The organism is Gracilimonas sp. (genome assembly GCF_035704785.1).
In the GTDB taxonomy this organism is placed as follows: Bacteria; Bacteroidota; Rhodothermia; order Balneolales; family Balneolaceae; genus Gracilimonas.
Genome location: NZ_DASSWP010000181.1, coordinates 1 through 17,829, shown reverse-complemented (window position 1 = coordinate 17,829; position 17,829 = coordinate 1). Strand labels below are relative to the sequence as shown.

General features: G+C 39.9%; 18 protein-coding genes and 1 riboswitch. Of the genes, 10 read left to right on the top strand and 8 right to left on the bottom strand.

The features are described 5' to 3' along the window. Positions 1 to 43: 43 nt before the first annotated feature. The 3 genes from VFM80_RS10490 to mutS all read right to left on the bottom strand — a co-directional run bounded on the left by VFM80_RS10490 (position 44) and on the right by mutS (position 5,563). A complete protein-coding gene (locus tag VFM80_RS10490) occupies positions 44 to 1,372 on the bottom strand; it encodes an O-acetylhomoserine aminocarboxypropyltransferase/cysteine synthase family protein (protein ID WP_395071781.1) in 1,329 nt (442 codons plus the stop codon). A 151-nt stretch (positions 1,373 to 1,523) separates the two neighbouring features. After that, a riboswitch (SAM riboswitch) is annotated at positions 1,524 to 1,659 on the bottom strand. A gap of 271 nt (positions 1,660 to 1,930) precedes the next feature. Further along, positions 1,931 to 2,821, bottom strand: a complete 891-nt coding sequence (gene era / locus VFM80_RS10485) for a GTPase Era (RefSeq protein ID WP_395071780.1) — start codon at positions 2,819 to 2,821, stop codon at positions 1,931 to 1,933. 72 nt (positions 2,822 to 2,893) lie between these two features. Then, positions 2,894 to 5,563, bottom strand: a complete 2,670-nt coding sequence (mutS, locus tag VFM80_RS10480) for a DNA mismatch repair protein MutS (RefSeq protein WP_395071779.1) — start codon at positions 5,561 to 5,563, stop codon at positions 2,894 to 2,896. Positions 5,564 to 5,715: 152 nt separating this feature from the next. Between mutS and VFM80_RS10475 the strand changes: the two genes are divergently transcribed. Both VFM80_RS10475 and VFM80_RS10470 read left to right on the top strand, forming a co-directional pair. After that, on the top strand, positions 5,716 to 6,624 hold the full coding sequence (locus VFM80_RS10475; RefSeq protein WP_395071778.1) for a YihY/virulence factor BrkB family protein: 909 nt from the start codon (positions 5,716 to 5,718) through the stop codon (positions 6,622 to 6,624). After that, positions 6,624 to 7,223 carry a DNA-3-methyladenine glycosylase gene (locus VFM80_RS10470; RefSeq protein WP_395071777.1) on the top strand — a complete coding sequence of 200 codons (600 nt, stop codon included), beginning with the start codon at positions 6,624 to 6,626 and terminating at the stop codon, positions 7,221 to 7,223. The genes VFM80_RS10475 and VFM80_RS10470 overlap by 1 nt, the downstream gene beginning before the upstream one ends. A gap of 60 nt (positions 7,224 to 7,283) precedes the next feature. Here the strand turns inward: VFM80_RS10470 and VFM80_RS10465 are convergent, their stop codons facing one another. After that, the gene (locus tag VFM80_RS10465) at positions 7,284 to 7,787 is read right to left on the bottom strand and encodes a DUF4168 domain-containing protein (protein WP_395071776.1); all 504 of its coding nucleotides are present in this window, start codon (positions 7,785 to 7,787) and stop codon (positions 7,284 to 7,286) included. A 251-nt stretch (positions 7,788 to 8,038) separates the two neighbouring features. Here VFM80_RS10465 and VFM80_RS10460 point away from each other — a divergent pair, with 251 nt between their 5' ends. The 3 genes from VFM80_RS10460 to VFM80_RS10450 all read left to right on the top strand — a co-directional run bounded on the left by VFM80_RS10460 (position 8,039) and on the right by VFM80_RS10450 (position 10,062). Continuing rightward, positions 8,039 to 8,644, top strand: a complete 606-nt coding sequence (locus tag VFM80_RS10460; protein WP_395071775.1) for a YceI family protein — start codon at positions 8,039 to 8,041, stop codon at positions 8,642 to 8,644. A 91-nt stretch (positions 8,645 to 8,735) separates the two neighbouring features. Then, a complete protein-coding gene (locus VFM80_RS10455) occupies positions 8,736 to 9,290 on the top strand; it encodes a DUF6580 family putative transport protein (RefSeq protein ID WP_395071774.1) in 555 nt (184 codons plus the stop codon). A 52-nt stretch (positions 9,291 to 9,342) separates the two neighbouring features. After that, positions 9,343 to 10,062 (top strand): SDR family NAD(P)-dependent oxidoreductase, encoded by a 720-nt coding sequence (locus VFM80_RS10450; RefSeq protein ID WP_395071773.1) that lies wholly within the window; start codon positions 9,343 to 9,345, stop codon positions 10,060 to 10,062. A gap of 140 nt (positions 10,063 to 10,202) precedes the next feature. Here VFM80_RS10450 and VFM80_RS10445 read toward each other — a convergent pair whose 3' ends face one another. After that, on the bottom strand, positions 10,203 to 10,472 hold the full coding sequence (locus VFM80_RS10445; protein ID WP_395071772.1) for a DUF3253 domain-containing protein: 270 nt from the start codon (positions 10,470 to 10,472) through the stop codon (positions 10,203 to 10,205). A 264-nt stretch (positions 10,473 to 10,736) separates the two neighbouring features. Between VFM80_RS10445 and VFM80_RS10440 the strand changes: the two genes are divergently transcribed. After that, the gene (locus VFM80_RS10440; protein WP_395071771.1) at positions 10,737 to 11,747 is read left to right on the top strand and encodes an isocitrate/isopropylmalate dehydrogenase family protein; all 1,011 of its coding nucleotides are present in this window, start codon (positions 10,737 to 10,739) and stop codon (positions 11,745 to 11,747) included. A gap of 69 nt (positions 11,748 to 11,816) precedes the next feature. Here VFM80_RS10440 and VFM80_RS10435 read toward each other — a convergent pair whose 3' ends face one another. Beyond that, a complete protein-coding gene (locus tag VFM80_RS10435; protein ID WP_395071770.1) occupies positions 11,817 to 12,146 on the bottom strand; it encodes a phage holin family protein in 330 nt (109 codons plus the stop codon). Between the two features lie 81 nt (positions 12,147 to 12,227). Here VFM80_RS10435 and VFM80_RS10430 point away from each other — a divergent pair, with 81 nt between their 5' ends. Next, positions 12,228 to 12,659 carry a GNAT family N-acetyltransferase gene (locus VFM80_RS10430; RefSeq protein ID WP_395071769.1) on the top strand — a complete coding sequence of 144 codons (432 nt, stop codon included), beginning with the start codon at positions 12,228 to 12,230 and terminating at the stop codon, positions 12,657 to 12,659. Here the strand turns inward: VFM80_RS10430 and VFM80_RS10425 are convergent. Together VFM80_RS10425 and glmS are read right to left on the bottom strand one after the other, a co-directional pair. Beyond that, a complete protein-coding gene (locus VFM80_RS10425; protein ID WP_395071768.1) occupies positions 12,651 to 12,998 on the bottom strand; it encodes an Hpt domain-containing protein in 348 nt (115 codons plus the stop codon). The two genes, VFM80_RS10430 and VFM80_RS10425, sit on opposite strands and share 9 nt — an antisense overlap. A 398-nt stretch (positions 12,999 to 13,396) precedes the next feature. Continuing rightward, complete coding sequence (glmS, locus tag VFM80_RS10420) at positions 13,397 to 15,229, bottom strand: glutamine--fructose-6-phosphate transaminase (isomerizing) (protein ID WP_395071767.1); 1,833 nt, start codon at positions 15,227 to 15,229, stop codon at positions 13,397 to 13,399. A 91-nt stretch (positions 15,230 to 15,320) separates the two neighbouring features. Between glmS and VFM80_RS10415 the strand changes: the two genes are divergently transcribed. From VFM80_RS10415 to VFM80_RS10405, 3 genes are all read left to right on the top strand, one after another. Further along, positions 15,321 to 16,544, top strand: coding sequence for a putative sugar nucleotidyl transferase (locus tag VFM80_RS10415; protein WP_395071766.1), 1,224 nt, complete (start codon positions 15,321 to 15,323; stop codon positions 16,542 to 16,544). Between the two features lie 248 nt (positions 16,545 to 16,792). Continuing rightward, positions 16,793 to 17,599 (top strand): glucosamine-6-phosphate deaminase, encoded by an 807-nt coding sequence (nagB, locus tag VFM80_RS10410; protein WP_395071765.1) that lies wholly within the window; start codon positions 16,793 to 16,795, stop codon positions 17,597 to 17,599. Between the two features lie 15 nt (positions 17,600 to 17,614). Continuing rightward, a partial coding sequence (locus tag VFM80_RS10405; RefSeq protein WP_395071764.1) for a PIG-L deacetylase family protein occupies positions 17,615 to 17,829 on the top strand: 215 nt, incomplete at its 3' end.

The following is a 17,829-nucleotide window of genomic DNA, read 5'->3' as shown; positions in this document are numbered from 1 at the left end:
GCATGGATTTCCACCACACCCGCAATGGAGTACTAATTTTGAGTTAAGCTGGTACTTTAATTTTTGCGAATGCTTTTTCGAAATCCTCGATAATGTCATCGATGTGTTCGATACCTACGGAGACCCGGATCAGATCACCTTTAACACCACTGGCTTTTTGCTCCGCTTCATTGAGCTGCTGATGCGTGGTGGATGCAGGATGAATGACCAGTGTTTTCGCATCTCCCACATTGGCAAGGTGACTCGATAGCTCAACATTCTCGATGAACTCCCGTGCGGCATCATATCCGCCTTTCACACCAAAGGTAAACACGGAGCCAAAGTGACCTTCGTTGAGATATTTCTTGGCTCGTTCGTGGTAATCATGCTCGGGCAGTCCCGTGAAATTGATCCATTCTATGGCATCGTGATCTTTCAGCCAGTCTGCTAACTTGATGGCATTTTCATTATGGCGTTCCACCCGCAGGGAAAGAGTTTCCAATCCCTGAAGCAGCAGGAAACTGTTAAAAGGAGACTGAGACGGACCGAAATCACGTAGTCCTTCAACGCGCGCTCGAATGGCAAAAGCAATATTTCCAAACGGGCCGTCTTCCCCAAACACTTCCCATAAATTGAGTCCATGATAAGAAGGAGATGGCTCGCTGAATCCCGGATATTTTCCATTCCCCCAGTTGAAGTTTCCGCCATCCACGATCACACCGCCGATGGAAGTTCCGTGTCCACCGATCCATTTGGTAGCAGAAGCAGTCACCACATTTGCTCCGTGTTTTATTGGCTGGACTAAAGCTCCACCGGCACCAAAGGTGTTATCTACCACGAGGGCAATACCGTACTTTTTACCAAGCTTGGCCAGTCCTTCGAAATCTGCAATATTTCCACGGGGGTTTCCGATGGATTCTACATAAATGGCTTTAGTATTTCCATCGATATGTTTCTCAAAAGCTTCTACGGTATCCTCTTCCGCAAAATTAACATCGATGCCCAATCGTGGGAGACTTACTTTAAACTGATTGTAGGTTCCACCATACAGATTTTGAGTGGAGACGATGTTGTCACCGGCATTAGCCAGGTTGGTGATAGCTAGAAACTGAGCTGCTTGTCCTGATGCGGTTGCCAACGCGGCAGTTCCGCCTTCAAGGGCAGCCAGTCTTTTTTCAAAGACATCGTTGGTGGGATTCATGATCCGGGTGTAGATGTTTCCAAATTCTCGCAATGCAAACAGGTTGGCAGCATGCTCGGTATCGTCAAAATTATAGGATGTGGTTTGGTAGATGGGAACTGCTCGTGATCCGGTTGCGGAATCGGGTTCCTGTCCTGCATGAAGTTGCAGGGTTTCAAATTTGAAGTCTCGGTTTTCTTTTTCGTTGCTCATGATAATTGGGTTTTATGAGTAAGTGTTTTTGTTTGTTTTTGAATCTTAACTGATGGTTCTCCTCTGCGAGACTCCCTTTGTGCAAACAAAAAAAGCCTCTTTCAGAGATGAATCCGAAAGAGGCTTTTCTTACAAAAACCGGGTCTTATCGAACTCATCTTTTTCCAACACATAATTAATTATGTGCGGAACAGGATGTGGCACCTTTTTCTACACATAAATATTTATGTGCTGAACGGTTGCCAAGGCTTCACAGGACCTGATCCCTCCACCTTTCGTAATGAGAATGCAACAGTATGTTTAAAGAACGATTGAAATTATTATCCAATAAAAAAGCCCTTCTGAGTTGCATTCAAAAGGGCTTTGTCTAAAATCGTAAGTTTATACCATAGCCCTTATGTTTGTGCGCAGCACATACACATGCAACACATTGTTGCAGTAGGGTTAGTGATATTTTGTCGGAATAATTTCATTGCGTAAAAACTACGGCGAGATTTTCGTTGGTGCAAATTAAATTTTTTTTGATCACAAAATCCGTGTTATTTGACCCCCGTTATGCTACTTCCCATAACCCAAGTTCCGCACCCAGCCTTCTTTCTCTCGCCATTTCTCGCGGACTTTCACGTGCAGCTCTAAATACACCTGCTTACCGATGAATTCCTCGATAGATTCCCGTGCTTTGATCCCAAGTTCTTTAATAGCTGTTCCACCTTTACCGATCAGCATTCCTTTTTGTGATTTTTGATTCACGATGATGTCCGCGTGAATACGATCGATGTCCACATCGGCATCATAGGAAACCACTTCAACAGTACAGGAATAAGGTATCTCTTGGTGAAACTGGAGGAATATCTGCTCGCGGACCAATTCCGAAACAAAGAACCGAACCGGATGTTCGCTAAGGTCTTCTTTGGGGTAGAAGGGAGGTCCGGGCAGTAATCCGGCACGAATTTCTTCCATCAGTTCTGGTACACCGGTTCCCGCTGTAGCCGAGACATAGTGGACCGAACGAATCTTCATTTTGTCCTGAATTTCAGCTGCAGATCGTTCCGCTTTTTCCTGATCGGCGAAATCCATTTTGTTCACTACCAGGTATACCGGCTTATTGATAGAGCTGATCAGTTTGATCACATCATCTGTCGGATGTTTGTCAGTGGGATCGTGGATGAAAAGAATGAGATCTGCATCTGAGCGGGCACGCTCCACGGTTTTCATCATCGCCTTTTGCAGCTCGTACTTTGGAGAGATAACTCCCGGCGTATCCAAAAAGACGATCTGTGTATCGTCATCCGAAAAGATTCCCACAATTTGATGTCGCGTGGTCTGCGCTTTATGCGTGGTGATGGAGATCTTGGAGCCGAGGATATAATTCATTAGCGTGGACTTCCCTGCATTGGGCTTTCCAATTATAGCAACGTATCCGGATTTGTGGGGTTTGGTTTCAGGCATACATACTTTTTAAAATTTAGGGTTATGGCACAATAGTGTTTTGGTGTAACACCGTCGCACTATAAAACCTTCCTAATCCACCAATTTCTTCAATTCCGTAATCATCATTAGCGCCTCGATCGGAGTCATTCGATTCGGATCCGTAGCTTCCAGCTTATTCAAAACCGTTTCAATTCTTGGATCTACATGAGTCTGGAACATGGTCATTTGGGAAGTCTCAGGCTGCTTTCCCACTTTCTCAGAGAGATTCTTAGTGGCTTCTTTTTTAGTTGAAGCTTCTTTCTCAATGCTGCCATTCTTGTTGGTGATATCGAGGCTGTGGCTTTCCAGGTTTTTGAGGATCTCCTTGGCTCGCTCGATCACTACCTTGGGCAATCCGGCCATGTCGGCAACCTGAATTCCGTAACTGTGGTCAGCTCCGCCTCTCACCAATTTTCTAAGAAAGACGACTTTTCCATCATGCTCTTTTACCTGTACGTTGTAGTTCTTGGTGCGTTCGTACATTTGCTCCAGCTCATTGAGTTCATGATAATGGGTGGCAAATAGAGTCTTTGCTGCAACGGGAGCATGGTTGTGGAGATATTCCGCCAGTGACCAAGCTATACTCAATCCATCAAAAGTTGAGGTCCCGCGGCCGACTTCATCCAAAAGAATGAGCGAGCGGGGTGTGGCGTTGTTTAGGATATTTGCGGCTTCATTCATTTCCACCAGGAACGTACTTTCTCCGGCCGCCAGGTTATCGGAAGCGCCCACACGGGTGAAGATCTTATCAACCATTCCAATATTGGCTGATTTTGCCGGTACAAAACTCCCAACCTGTGCAAGTAATACAATCAATCCCGTCTGACGCAAAATGATACTTTTACCTGCCATATTTGGTCCGGTAATAATCAGTATCTGCTGATTATCGTTATCTAGCTTTATATCATTTGGAATGAACGGTTCACCCATGGGTAATGATTTTTCAACTACCGGGTGGCGACCTTTTATGATATCAATTTCTTCGTGATCGCCCACTTCAGGCTTGGCGTAATTGTTTCGGAAAGCGACTTCAGCAAATCCCTGCAAAACGTCCAGTTCTCCAACAGCCTGGGCAACTTGCTGAACGTCATCGGCAAACTCAGCAACATATAAGCGAAGTTCTTCAAACAATTCATATTCCAACGTTTTGCTACGCTCTTCAGCCGACAAGACTTTCTCTTCCACCTCTTTTAATTCCGGAGTGATGTATCGTTCAGAATTCACCAGTGTTTGTTTACGGATGAAAGAGTCCGGGACTTTATCCTTGTGAGTATTGGTTACTTCAATATAATAGCCAAATACTTTGTTGTAGCCGATCTTCAGGGATGAAATATTGTGCTCTTTGGCAAGTTCATCCTTGATCTTAGCGATGTATTTTTTTCCGTTTTTGGCCACATCCCGAAGCTCATCCAGCTCTTCATTAAAACCCTCCTCGATCATTCCTCCATCGCGAACACTGGCTGGAGGATCGTCTTTAAGAGCAGAATTTATACGTTCCTGCACTTCGATAAGTAGCTTCAGTCTTCCTAAAATATCTTTAAGTAAAGGATCATTGATAGAAGAGATCTGGCTTTTGAGTCTTGGGATCTGAGCAAGGGATAATTTAAGCTGAACAACGTCGCGGGCATTTGTCCGGCCCATACAAATGCGAGAAATAAGTCGCTCCATATCGCCGATCTGCTCCAATTCTTCCCGAAGTGAATTCCTGATATCGTGGGAATTGAACAATTTGTCGACAGCATCCAGCCGTTGCTGTATAGGTTTGAGTCGCTTAAGCGGGCGCATGATCCACCGGCGCAGAAGTCGTCCTCCCATGGCGGTGCAGGTATCATCCAGAATAGAGATCAAAGTGCCTTCAGTACCGCCTTCCTGAATGCTTGTCGCCAATTCCAGATTGCGTTTGGTGGCTGCATCCAAACTCATGAATTCGTTGCTTTCGTAAGCATAGAGTCGTCGCAGGTGTCGCAGATAAGCCTTCTGTGTTTCCTGCATATAATGCATCAGGGAACCGGCAGCAACGTGAGCGATCTTGAGGTTTTCAACGCCAAATCCCTTTAGGGAATGGGTTTCAAAATGGTCGGTGAGTAGTTTGTATCCATAATCACCTTCATACACCCAGTCTTCAATATATGTGATGTTATGATGGGTAAGCTTTTCATCCAGCTTATTCTTCTTTTTTTGCTGAACGAGGATCTCTGAAGGCTGTATGGCTGCAAGCAGACTATCCAGATTTTCTTCATGAATATGACTGAGGGCAAACTCTCCGGTAGAAATATCAGAAAAAGAAACACCAATGGTATCTCCATCCCAGTGAAGAGAGGCGATATAATTATTTCGTTTATGATCCAGCAGTTTCTCCGACATGGTGACGCCGGGAGTGGTGATCTCCGTAACTTCACGATTTACAATTTTCCGCCCGGCTTTTTTGGCTTCTTCCGGATCTTCGGTTTGATCGCAAACCGCAACCTTATATCCTTTTTTTACCAGTTTAGGGAGGTAATTGTCGAGGGCGTGGTAGGGGAATCCGGCAAGAGGTGTTTGGTCTCCACCGTTATTTCTTTTAGTGAGTGTAATTCCCAGTTCCTTGCTGATCAGCTGAGCATCATCGGCAAAGGTCTCATAAAAATCACCGACCCGAAAAAGTAAAATAGTACCCGGATGTTCGTCTTTGATCTGAAAATACTGCCGCATCAGCGGAGTTTGCTTTTTTTTAGCACACATGCGCTCAAAATACCTGTTTTATGCTGATAGATTGCTTAATATTAGGCTCGGAACTTACCAATGAATTCAATGAAAAACTATGTGAGAAATCCCTCCTTGTAATTCATTCCACTTCCTGCGAATTTTGACCGTTCATTAAATAATAGCATGTTTTGCAAAAACATAAAGAATTTTGGAAGCGGGTGTTAAAGCTGACAGGCAAAAAAGATATTTTTTTTAACGCCTCAGCTATCACATTCAACATATTCATTTGTGCCGTACCGTTTGTATTGATACTGATTTCCATCATTGGGTATGTGTTATCGGCAGAAGAAGCGTTTAATGAAATAGTACGATATGGACGGGAGTTTTTCCCCAGCTTTACGTATGAAACTCAAAGTGACGATGTATTCCGTGGAGCTATTACCATAGAAACCTTGCTGAATCCGCTTATCGGTGCCCGACGTATTTTTGGTATCATTGGTATTATTGTGCTTCTTTTTTTTACACAGGGATTACTCCACAGCCTCAAACACGTATTATTTGATACTTTTGATATAAAAGAACGTAAGCATCCGGTCATGGATGTAGTCTATAATTTCTTCGGATTTAGCCTGATAGGCGTTGTTTTTTTACTATTTAGCCTGGTGATTTCTACAGTATCCCTTTTCAATTTAAGTCAGTTAAGCGTGCCATTTACAGATATCACTGTGGAACTACCCTGGATATATGATTTTCTGAATTTTGTATTACCAATAGTATTAGCATTTCTTGTGTTATATGTAGTTTTTCGGTTTGTGAGCGAACGAAAGATCAAGTCCAAAGTAGCACTGATTGCTGCTTTAACCTATACGGTGCTTTTTGAATTGGCAAAATATGGAGTAAGTATGTATTTGGAATATGCCTTTTCTACCTATCGATATTTTTATCAGGGATATACTGTACTTGTAATTTTAGCGGTCTGGACCTTTTATACCGCACTTCTTTTTGTGATCAGTGCTATTATTGGAAGAGCATATAAGGATATTTATATGGTAAATAAACCGTCAATAGAAGAAAACCCATACACCGCGATATCCTGATGTATTCTAAGCTATCCAGAACTTTTTATGAACGAGATGACGTAGTACAAATCAGTAAGGAGCTGATTGGCAAAGTACTTTGCACAAAGTTTGATGGCACACTGACATCGGGAATAATTGTGGAAACCGAAGCATACAATGGGCGCACTGATCGCGCATGCCATGCATATCCTAATGTAATAACTCCGAGAACAGAAACTTTATATGGTCCGCCGGGCTTTTCCTATGTTTATCTATGTTACGGAATACATCACCTGTTCAATGTAGTAACAAACAGAGAAGGCTTAGCGGATGCAATTTTAGTTCGTGCAATAGAACCGGTAGAAGGTAAAGAGGAAATGTTAGAGAGAAGGGGCAAAGAAAAGCTTATCCCCACAATAACTAATGGGCCGGGGAAACTATCTCAGGCATTAGGCATTAGAACTTCAAACGATAAGACCGATCTTTTAGGTGATGAGATATGGGTAGAAGACCGGGGACTCAGTTTCACAGAGAAAGAAATTGAAGAAAGTCCGAGGATCGGCGTGGCCTATGCAGGAGATGATGCTGATCTGCCTTGGCGTTTTACCCTCAAGGGATCTAAATGGCTCAGTAAATAGATTTTATAAAAAAAAGCCCGATACGGTTAATATCAGGCTTCAAGTAAACTCTATAAAGTATTATTCATTTTCGTTGTCTTCTTCAGAATCAGGGTTATTGATCTTTTCAAATCGTTCGGCTACCACTTGGTGAGCTTGAATAGCTTGTGTAATTTGCTGGAACCTTTGTACAGTAAGCCCTTCTTCTTCAATTTTAACCATATATTTTTGATTGATCTCTTGAGTTACTTCCATCAGCTTAGGTTGTATTTCCTGTAGATACTTTTGCTCTTCACTGGTGAGTTCCATTTGACCGGCTATTTGTGGATTTTGCTGAGCCATCATGATCTCCTGAAAACGACTGAATTCCATTCCCACTTCATCAACAATGCTTTCCATTTTTTCCTGGGCTTCTTTTTGAATGCTTTCGCCTGCTTTGGCAACATTCGAGACTTTTTCTAGGTGTTCATCAGTTACCTCTTCAGGACTGAGAGGTTCAGGTTGAGGGGGCATTTGTTGCTGCTGTGCAAAAACAGTTGCTGTACTGAAAATCAACCCCAAAAATACTATAAACGTATAACGCATTAAATTCTTCATAAAGAAATTTATATATAAATGATTGTTTAAAATTAACCTTTTTGATGTAGCTATTTATATAAACAGAAGAAAAGGGATTTTGTTCAGTATTATAAGGGGGTTTTACATGATGTAACATGCTTCAAGGAAAATGATAATTCATTTTAATATTAAATAATTCAATATTGAAATGAATTAATCCTGTTTTTGTGTTGTTGTCACCCGACAAGACAAAATCACAACCAAAAATTATTTAAGAAATGAAACTGCTAGAAAAAATTACAACTATATTAGCGATTACAATTTTTACATTATCTTCTGTGGCGCTTACAAAGTATGCCGCAACAAGCTGGATCATTGATAAAGCCCATAGCGCTGTTAATTTCAATGTAACGCACTTTTTTACTCCGGTAAATGGAACGTTTAATGATTATGAAGCAACTGTAAATTTCGATCCGGAAAATCTGGAAGAAAGCATGATCGATGTTAAGATCATGGTTAATAGCATTGATACAAAAAATGAAAGAAGAGATGGTCATTTGAAAACCGATGACTTCTTTAATGCTAAAAAATGGCCATATATTACATTCAAAAGCACAAGCATTGAATCTACCGGCGACAATGAGTTTGTAGCAAATGGCACGCTCACTATCAAAGATGTTTCAAAAGAAATATCACTGCCATTTACTCTGCTTGGTGTTAAAGAAAATCCAATGAAAGAAAATACATTAGTTGCAGGTATTACTGCGTCTACAGTTGTAGATCGAACAGATTACACGGTAGGGACCGGTGACTGGGCTTCTGATGCTGTTATTGGTGATGAAGTAACTATTGATCTGAACCTCGAGCTCAACGCCGAGAAGTAATTTCAGAAATTTCAGGTATTTTAAAAGCATCGTTTCATTTGAGGCGATGCTTTTTTTATTTTAACGGTTCAAACCAAGCACAATCAGATCAATGAATAAGAAACGCTTTATAGTTTTATCCGGATTTATTTTAGTCGCTGCACTCTCAAGAATTATACCTCATCCTTATAATTTTGCACCATTAGGGGCAATGTCTCTTTTTGGAGCCGCATATTTTACGGATAAAAAATTCTCATTTTTGTTACCTCTATTTGCATTTTTTATAAGTGACCTCTTAGTTAATAATCTGCTTTATGCCAACTTCTATGGAGGTTTTACACTGTTTACACCCGGCTTTTACTGGATGTACGGCTCTATCGCTCTTATCGTGCTTGCCGGTATTTTCATCCTTAAAAAAGTAAATGTTAAGACGGTAATCGCAGGAAGCTTAAGTGCTTCGATGATTTTCTTTTTAGTAACTAATTTCGGCGCTTGGTTAAGTAACCCCATATATCCAATGGGAATAGAAGGTCTCTTGATGAGTTACACAGCCGGAATACCCTTTTTCCACACAACGGTAATTGGAGATCTCTTTTATTCAGGTGTGATGTTCGGTGCATTTGAGTATGCCAAACAAAGAACTCCGGCTCTTCAAGTTGCCAAATAAAATTCAGGATGATGGTTTTCAATTTGAAAGAGAACCTAATTGACCAATCATTATGAAAAACATCATCATTACCGGCGCTACTTCTGGTATTGGAAGAGAACTAGCCATTCAATATGCTGCAAAAGGGAACAAAGTTGGCTTGATCGGTCGCCGTACTAAAAGACTGGAAGAGCTTAAAGCGGAGATCGGTGAATTAGCCTACATCAGAACACTGGATGTTACGGATCATGAGAGGGCAGAAGTTGTTTACCTGGAGCTGATCGATGAAATGGGAGGTATGGACATGATGGTGTTGAATGCGGGTATCGGCCGTATACAAATGCTGCCACCATGGGGAGCAGAATCGAAACTTATAGAAGTAAATGCGCTGGCTTTTGCTCATGGTTGTCATTTCGCTTTCGACTATTTTAGGGAAAATGGAGGAGGGCAGATAGTCGGGATGTCCTCAATGGCTTCATTACTGGCTCACCATCGTGCGACCGCCTATACTGCAAGCAAGCATTTTATTTCAAACTACATGACCGGCTATCGTCAAAAAGCTAAGCGTGTTGACGCGAATATTGTAATTACAGAAGTGCGAGCGGGGTATATCTGGACGGAAATGACAGAGAACGCAAGAGGTATGTTTTGGGTAGCACCGGTTGAAAAAGCTGTGCAACAGATGGTAAAAGGAATTGATAGGAAAAAGAATTGTATCTACGCAACTAAGCGATGGCGGTTAATGGCATGGGTGGCTAAGTGTGTGCCGGAATGGGTCTGGAATAGGATTTAAAGAAGCTCTATTTATTACGCCTGCATCGCTCGCTGCAGTATTTAACATCGTTCTAAACATCTTTCCATTTTTTTCTCTATTTAAAACTACGGTTGCAAACTGGACATGCTTTTTCAGGAAGGTCAGATTTTTTAACCGTTTTACTCATCCTGTTTAAAGATAGATAATCGTATTGGTCCTTTGGCTTCATCTATTCTGATATCGGCCCGCTTTTGTGATGTTTTAATAAGTTTCTTGTTTTGAATTTTACCGGTGATAGCTTTCACATTATCCAAATGATCTCTCCATATATCTGAAAAAAGATCTCTGGTAACTTCAGAAGACGGTACAGATTTTTCGGATCTTCTTTGTTTTGTAAAATTTAAAATTCTGCTCTTACTCTCTTGCTTTGATTTTTTCATAACTTTCATCCAGGTTTATCAGAGGTTTTGGGTACTCATTTTCAATCATTATGTTTGACAACGTTTGTTGTTCGGGAATCGTTTTGGCGACCACGATTACTCATATGTCCGATCTTGTTAAGTTCCCACATATTAACATCAATAAAAGGAATTCCTACTTTATTTGCATGGCAGAAAGAGATGGCTTTTAAGTGTTGATCTGTTGAGGTTCACATTGGGCTTTTAAATCGATATATTTAGGCTTGCTAAAATTTTGAAGAAATAATCTTTTTGATGAAAAATATCGTTTTAATTCCCGGTGATGGAATCGGTTCAGAGATCACTAATTCTGTAACTACTATTTTGGAAAAAGCCGGAGCGGATATAAACTGGGTTGAAAGATCTGCCGGTTTAAAAGCATATGAGGAGAAAGATAATCCTCTGCCGGAGGAAACCATCGACGCTATTGAAGAACACCGGATTGCCTTGAAAGGCCCTTTGACCACACCCGTTGGTTCAGGGTTCCGATCTGTGAATGTAGCCCTTCGTCAGAAGTTTAATCTATACAGCAATATTCGTCCTGCACGAACCCTGCCAAGTATTGATACTCCATTCAGAGACGTGAATATGGTTCTTTTTCGTGAGAACACTCAGGGTTTGTATATAGGTAAGGAAAAATGGATCGATGAAGGCGAGAATAAGCGTCATTCCGAAGCTATTGCAGTGGTAACTGAAGAAGCAAGTAAGAAGATAATCAGGGCTGCTTTTGATTATGCGGTGAAAAATGATCGTAAAAAAGTCACATTGGTTCATAAAGCGAATATCTTAAAACTTACGACCGGGTTATTCCTGGAAGTAGGGGAGAAGATCGCCAAAGAATATCCTGATATTGAGTTCCAGGATCTGATCGTTGACAATATGGCTATGCAAATGGTAATGCGCCCTCAGCAATTTGATGTAATAGTAACGACCAATTTGTTTGGTGATATATTGTCTGATCTTGCATCAGGCCTTGTAGGCGGCCTTGGTGTTACCGGCGCGGCCAATATCGGTGAAGATGCAGCTATGTTCGAAGCCGTGCATGGATCAGCACCGGATATCGTAGGAAAGAATGTTGCCAATCCAATGGCGCTGCTTTTTTCCGCATTGATGATGTTGGAACATATTGACCAGAGGCAAATAGCTGAAAATATTAGAAAAGCGATTTACAAAACTTTGGTGGAAAAGAAGGTTTACTGTACACCGGATATCGGTGGAGAAGGAACAACTTCTACATTTACCCAGGCAGTTTGTGATAATATTTAACTGATGATTATGTATTGAAGTAAGAAAGGCTGCCTAAAAAGCAGCCTTTTTTTATGTCCAGGATAAGCGTTATCCAAAAAGGGAAAACAGGACCCAGCTTATAATTGACATTACCAGGCCAAAAATAAGTGCCCAGCCAAAGTTCTTCACTTTAAATCCTTCAATCAAAGCATCTACCAGCATAATAAGGGCAGCATTGATCACCCACACAAATAAGCCGAATGTTAGTATGGTGATGGGAAGACTTAAGATCAATAAGATTGGTTTTATAAAAATATTTATCAACGCAAGCATGGCAGCCACAAAGACGGCACTCCAGAAATTTTTGATTTCCACCCCTTTAAGTAAACTTGCAGTTGCATAAACAGAAATACTATTCAATAGCCAAGCCCAGATCATAATATCGATATTTTGTTAAAAGTGAGTTTTCTGTACGAAGGAGAATGAAAAATGGTTACATTTATATTAAAAAAATGCTCCATGAACATTATTTATAGTCCCTTTGATGAATTAAGCCCAAAGCAACTGGAAGATATGTTTAGGTTGCGTCAACAGGTATTCATCATTGAACAGACTTGTTTTTATGAAGATATAGATGGTTTTGATGATAAAGCGGATCATCTGCTTTTTTATGAAGGAGAGAAGCTGGCAGCATATCTAAGGTCATTTTCACCCGGTGTCAAGTATGACGATGAAGCGAGCTTGGGAAGAATTATTGTAGCACCCGACTTTCGGGGCACAGGTTTAGGGGCAAGGCTCATCAAAAAGGGGGTAGAATTATGTGAAGGGGCTCCTATAAGAATTGAAGCTCAGGCTGGACTCAAAGAGTATTACAATCGGTTGGGTTTTAAGGAAGAGGGTGGGACTTATATTGTGGACGATATTGTACACCTTCAAATGACCTTAACTTAATTCTTTTATTTTGTTCTTCAGGTCGTCGAAAACTTGAGAAAATTCATCCACAAGTTTTTGGACCAAATCCGGATTTGATTCAAGATTTATTCTCTCTTTAGAATTGGTTTCAATTTCCTGACAGATCTCATTAAGCTCTGTCAATCCTACATAAAGCATCATAGGTTTGATCTTATGAGCTTCGGCAGAGAGCTTTTCCAGATTCTCTTCTTCTTGTGCCTTCTTAATATTATCCAGGTGCTTAGGTGTTTCATCCAATAATAACTGGATCATTTCGATCATTACTTCATTATTACCGTCAGTAATATCCTCTAAGTAGCTCAAGTTAATTTTGGCCATTCTAATCTCATGATGTGGTTTGATAATAGATTATAATCTAACCAAGAATGATGAATAATAGGTAGTTAATTAAGATAAGATGGTAAAATTTTTAAACGCAACAATCCCCCGATCTTGTTACGACAAATAAATGGCAGGTAAGTTCAGCCCGTAAAAATTACGATGCCTACCAATACAAGTACTACAACTTTAAATATAAATGCCTTCCAGTTTCTCATTTTGCAAATGGGGTTTTTATATAACCTAATCGAGTCCAATTGAACGCATTTATTATATAAAAGTCAAGTTATCCACATAAATTTATTAGAAAAATTTAATACAAAATATGGATCAGTGAGCTTTGAAATGATTTTCGTAAAAAGGTAATACAGATTTTCCCCAAATTATCAACAATTATTCTATTCGACGGTCACGCTTTTAGCCAGATTTCGGGGTTGATCAACGTTGCAACCTCGGTTAACTGCTATAAAATAGGACAACAGTTGAAGAGGAATTACTGAAAGAAGCGGTGATAATACATCCATAGTTTCAGGAACAATGGTGGTGAATTCAGCAAGGTCTCCTACTTCGTGATTATTCGGAGTAGTAATTGCGATGATGCGTCCTTTACGGGCACGAACTTCTTCAATATTACTGATCATTTTATCATTGGTATGCTGAGTAGCTGCAATTACAACTACGGGCATCATATCATCGATCAAAGCAATGGGGCCGTGCTTCATTTCTGCAGCGGGATATCCTTCAGCATGAATGTAAGAGATCTCTTTTAATTTAAGAGCTCCTTCAAGGGCAACGGGGAAGCTATAGGAACGCCCGAGGTACAAGAAGTTGGGAGCATAAGAGAATAGATTAGAGATCCTTTTAATCTCATCTGTGTTCTCCAGAACCTCTTCAATTTTTCTAGGGATCTTGGAGAGTTCCGTGATTAATTCCTTGGCTTCTTTTTTGGATAAGGTGCCTTTTGCAAGCCCAAGTTTAATAGCCATCATGGTAAGTACAGTGACCTGCGCAGTAAAGGCTTTGGTAGAAGCTACACCAATTTCAGGACCGGCATGGATGTATACTCCGGCGTCTGTTTCCCTAGCAATAGTAGAACCTACTACGTTTACCACTCCAATAACCAACGCTCCTTTGGCTTTTGCTTCTCTGAGTGCTGCAAGGGTATCTGCTGTTTCACCACTCTGGGAGATCACGATCATCACGTCTCCTTTCCCAATTAGTGGTTCTTTATAACGGAATTCAGATGCATACTCAACTTCAACAGGGAGTTTTGCTAGGTATTCAAACAAATACTCACCTACTAAGCCGGAATGCCAGCTGGTACCGCAAGCAGCTATAATGATCCTTTTTGCGTTCACAAGCTGATCCATAACATCTTCAATACCGCCCAGTGTAACCGTTCCTTTTTCAGGATCAATACGTCCTCTTAAGCAATCTGATAGAGCTTTAGGCTGCTCAAAGATCTCTTTCATCATGAAGTGATCAAATCCGCCCTTTTCAATTTCTTCTAAACTGAGCGCCAACTCATGTACTTCTTTAGTAAGCTCAATTTGATCGGCAGACTCAACTACGTAATTATCTTTCGTTATAACAGCGATCTCACCGTCATCCATATAGACTACTTTGTCGGTATAAGCTGCTACAGCTGAAGCATCAGATGCAATTAACATCTCACCGTCTCCAACTCCAAGAAGCAAAGGAGAGCCTTTTCTTGCCACAATAATTTGATCAGGAAAATCAGCATGTAATACAGCGATACCATAGGTTCCGTGAACCTGATGCAAAGCAAGCTGTACCGCTTTTTTCAGGGATGAGTTATCATTGGCAAGAAAACTTTGAATAAGTTTTCCAAGCACTTCAGTATCAGTTTCTGAATAAAAGCTATATCCCTGTTCGATTAACTTTTTCTTCAGAGTATTGTAATTCTCTATGATCCCGTTATGAACAATGGCAAGCTTTCCGCTCTCAATGGTATGGGGGTGAGAATTAATATCATTCGGTTCACCATGTGTGGCCCAGCGTGTATGACCGATTCCAATAGTTCCTTTTTCACCCGTACCGATCATTTTTTCAAGGCTTGCTACTTTCCCTTTTCCCTTTTTGATACTTAGTTTTCCGTTGATCGTAGCAATTCCAGCCGAATCATATCCTCGGTATTCTAATCTCTTGAGTCCGTCAATAATAATTTTACTCGCTTGTTGGTCTCCAACGTACCCTACAATTCCACACATATTTTTAAATAGTTAAATAATTTTTTTTGATTGCGATAATCCTTAAATATAAAGCCTTACAAATAGAATAACGATAACGATTTTTGAATTTATGGCTGCACAATCAATCTCGCAGATTAGTTTTTTTTCAGATGAAAAGGCAAATCGATTTAATCCGCTAACACTTACCCGCCCACTTGATGACCTAAGAGCCGGGATTTACACTATTAGGGAGAAATGGGAAAAAACACTAAGCCTTGGTGAAAGTTGTAGATTGCTTCCGGATTACATGATGGGTGTTTTTGAGAAAGGTGTTTACCAGGATAATAAACCGTGTCTTTGGCTGAATTCCAGGTATTTACCAAACGCTGAATTGGTAGTTGCAATCTCTGATTTAAAAATAAATGAAAAATTAGTTGATAAAAAAGAGGTAATTGCTGCACTTATTGACGAGGAAACTTCTGCTCAATTATTTCATCAAGGTGACTTTCAAAGTGATGGCTTAAAAAAAATAGAATTCAAAAATGTTAGGTCGCTTAAATATATTTGGGACCTCATTGAACTAAATTCAGATCAGATTAAAGCTGATATTGGTTTAACAAATCTGAGAAGTATATCTAAAACCGGATTGGGGGTTGAGGCAGTAGTCCATTATAAAGAGAATATTTTTATTGGAGACGATGTTCATATTGAGCCGGGGTGCATTTTTATAGCAAAGGACGGCCCAATAGTTATTGAAGATGGAGCTGAAATTGAAGCCGGAAGTATTTTACGCGGCCCTATTGCAATAGGAAAAGGGGCTACTGTTAAGATGGGCGCAAGAATTTATGGAGGCACAACTATTGGACCGGTGTGTAAGGTAGGAGGGGAAGTATCCGGTAGTATTTTTCATTCATATAGCAATAAAGCTCATGACGGATTTTGTGGAAATTCTATTTTTGGACAATGGGTTAACCTAGGTGCGAATACTATCACTTCAAATTTAAAGAATGACTATAAAAGCGTTAAAGTTATTGATTGGAAGACAAAGAAATCGATTGAAACCAAGAGACAGTTTTTAGGGACTATAATGGGAGATCATTCTAAAACAGCCATCAACACAATGTTAAATACAGGAACAATGTGTGGAGTAAGCTCAAATGTTTTTATTGACTATTTATCTCCAAAACTCATTGAGTCTTTTACGTGGTTAGGCCCTAATGGTGGAGAGCTTTATCGGTTTGAAAAGGCGATAGAAGTAATGAAGTCTATGATGAAACGAAGAGATATATCAATGAGTGATAACTATTTAAAAATGATGAATGCCATTTTTGAATTACGAGAACAAAATACTTGAGTGTCACATTAGTACTTGATTTAATTTGATAATCTACTTTTGGCCTTTTTAATTATAGAATAAACTTAGCTGCTTTAAATTATCCTGGCTTGAATCTATGGTTGCGAATCCTATCTATTTGATATTTATGTAGAATACTACTGAGCTCACATAGCTACTATATTAGGTAAATAATTTTGGGGGTATATGAATTTGGTTCGGTCTTATAAAAAAATATGACGTAGGACAAGGTGATCTCATAATTTTTCATGGTAGAATTTAGTAACGAAAATATACATTTTAGGTTATTTAAAAACAAAGGTTTAGGTAGTGATTACATTTCTGAATTGATCAATTCAGAAATTGATGGTAATAATTCGCTTTCAAAATCATCTGTTCTTGGTTTGGCTACCGGCTCATCTCCAAAAAAAGTTTATGAAAAATTGATAACCAACCATAACAAAGAAGGGCTATCATTTAGGAATGTTGTTACATTTAATTTAGATGAATACTATCCAATTGAGCCTGAGAGCCAAAACAGTTACCATCACTACATGTATGAAAACCTTTTTAAGCATGTAGATATTGACCCTAAAAACATATACATACCAAATGGTATGCTTGATCCTGATGATATCCCGAATCATTGTGAGGCTTTTGAACATAAGATTGAGGAATTTGGAGGAATAGATCTCCAATTACTGGGGGTTGGAGGTAATGGCCATATTGGATTTAATGAACCCGGGTCAAAAATAAATTCAAAAACAAGATTGGTTCAATTAGATCATAAAACCAGGTCGGATGCGGCAGAAAAATTTAGAGGACTTAATAATACCCCTGAGTATGCTATTACAATGGGTATAAAAACAATATTGAAGGCAAAAAAAATTGTTTGTATGGCTTGGGGAACTTCTAAAGCAGAAGCTATTTCACAGTTATTTAATAAAGAAATTACTGATAAGTGGCCCATAACATTTTTAAAAGAACATCCACAAGTTGAATTGGTACTAGATGAAGAGGCTGCATCTCTTATTGACCCTGACTTTTTAAAAAAAGAAGATCTCGTTAACAAATAACAAATAGGAAAAACAATGAATAGAATAAAAATACTGCTTGTTGCTTTCATGTTAACGCCATTTTTACTGATGGCGCAACCTGAAACACCGGTAGAAGAATGGACAGGTAGAACTATATTATTTATAGGAGCTCACCCGGATGATGACGGTGGATCTCATGGTACAATGGCTACACTTCAGGCCAATGGTAATGATGTATATGTATTGCTTTTGACCACGGGAAATGTAGG

Bases quoted from the DNA above. Each gene is read 5' to 3' on its own strand.
- VFM80_RS10490 (WP_395071781.1), bottom strand. From the start codon at position 1,372: ATGAGCAACGAAAAAGAAAACCGAGACTTCAAATTTGAAACCCTGCAA.
- era (WP_395071780.1), bottom strand. From the start codon at position 2,821: ATGCCTGAAACCAAACCCCACAAATCCGGATACGTTGCTATAATTGGA.
- mutS (WP_395071779.1), bottom strand. From the start codon at position 5,563: ATGTGTGCTAAAAAAAAGCAAACTCCGCTGATGCGGCAGTATTTTCAG.
- VFM80_RS10470 (WP_395071777.1), top strand. From the start codon at position 6,624: ATGTATTCTAAGCTATCCAGAACTTTTTATGAACGAGATGACGTAGTA.
- VFM80_RS10465 (WP_395071776.1), bottom strand. From the start codon at position 7,787: ATGCGTTATACGTTTATAGTATTTTTGGGGTTGATTTTCAGTACAGCA.
- VFM80_RS10460 (WP_395071775.1), top strand. From the start codon at position 8,039: ATGAAACTGCTAGAAAAAATTACAACTATATTAGCGATTACAATTTTT.
- VFM80_RS10455 (WP_395071774.1), top strand. From the start codon at position 8,736: ATGAATAAGAAACGCTTTATAGTTTTATCCGGATTTATTTTAGTCGCT.
- VFM80_RS10450 (WP_395071773.1), top strand. From the start codon at position 9,343: ATGAAAAACATCATCATTACCGGCGCTACTTCTGGTATTGGAAGAGAA.
- VFM80_RS10445 (WP_395071772.1), bottom strand. From the start codon at position 10,472: ATGAAAGTTATGAAAAAATCAAAGCAAGAGAGTAAGAGCAGAATTTTA.
- VFM80_RS10440 (WP_395071771.1), top strand. From the start codon at position 10,737: ATGAAAAATATCGTTTTAATTCCCGGTGATGGAATCGGTTCAGAGATC.
- VFM80_RS10435 (WP_395071770.1), bottom strand. From the start codon at position 12,146: ATGATCTGGGCTTGGCTATTGAATAGTATTTCTGTTTATGCAACTGCA.
- VFM80_RS10430 (WP_395071769.1), top strand. From the start codon at position 12,228: ATGAACATTATTTATAGTCCCTTTGATGAATTAAGCCCAAAGCAACTG.
- VFM80_RS10425 (WP_395071768.1), bottom strand. From the start codon at position 12,998: ATGGCCAAAATTAACTTGAGCTACTTAGAGGATATTACTGACGGTAAT.
- glmS (WP_395071767.1), bottom strand. From the start codon at position 15,229: ATGTGTGGAATTGTAGGGTACGTTGGAGACCAACAAGCGAGTAAAATT.
- VFM80_RS10415 (WP_395071766.1), top strand. From the start codon at position 15,321: ATGGCTGCACAATCAATCTCGCAGATTAGTTTTTTTTCAGATGAAAAG.
- nagB (WP_395071765.1), top strand. From the start codon at position 16,793: ATGGTAGAATTTAGTAACGAAAATATACATTTTAGGTTATTTAAAAAC.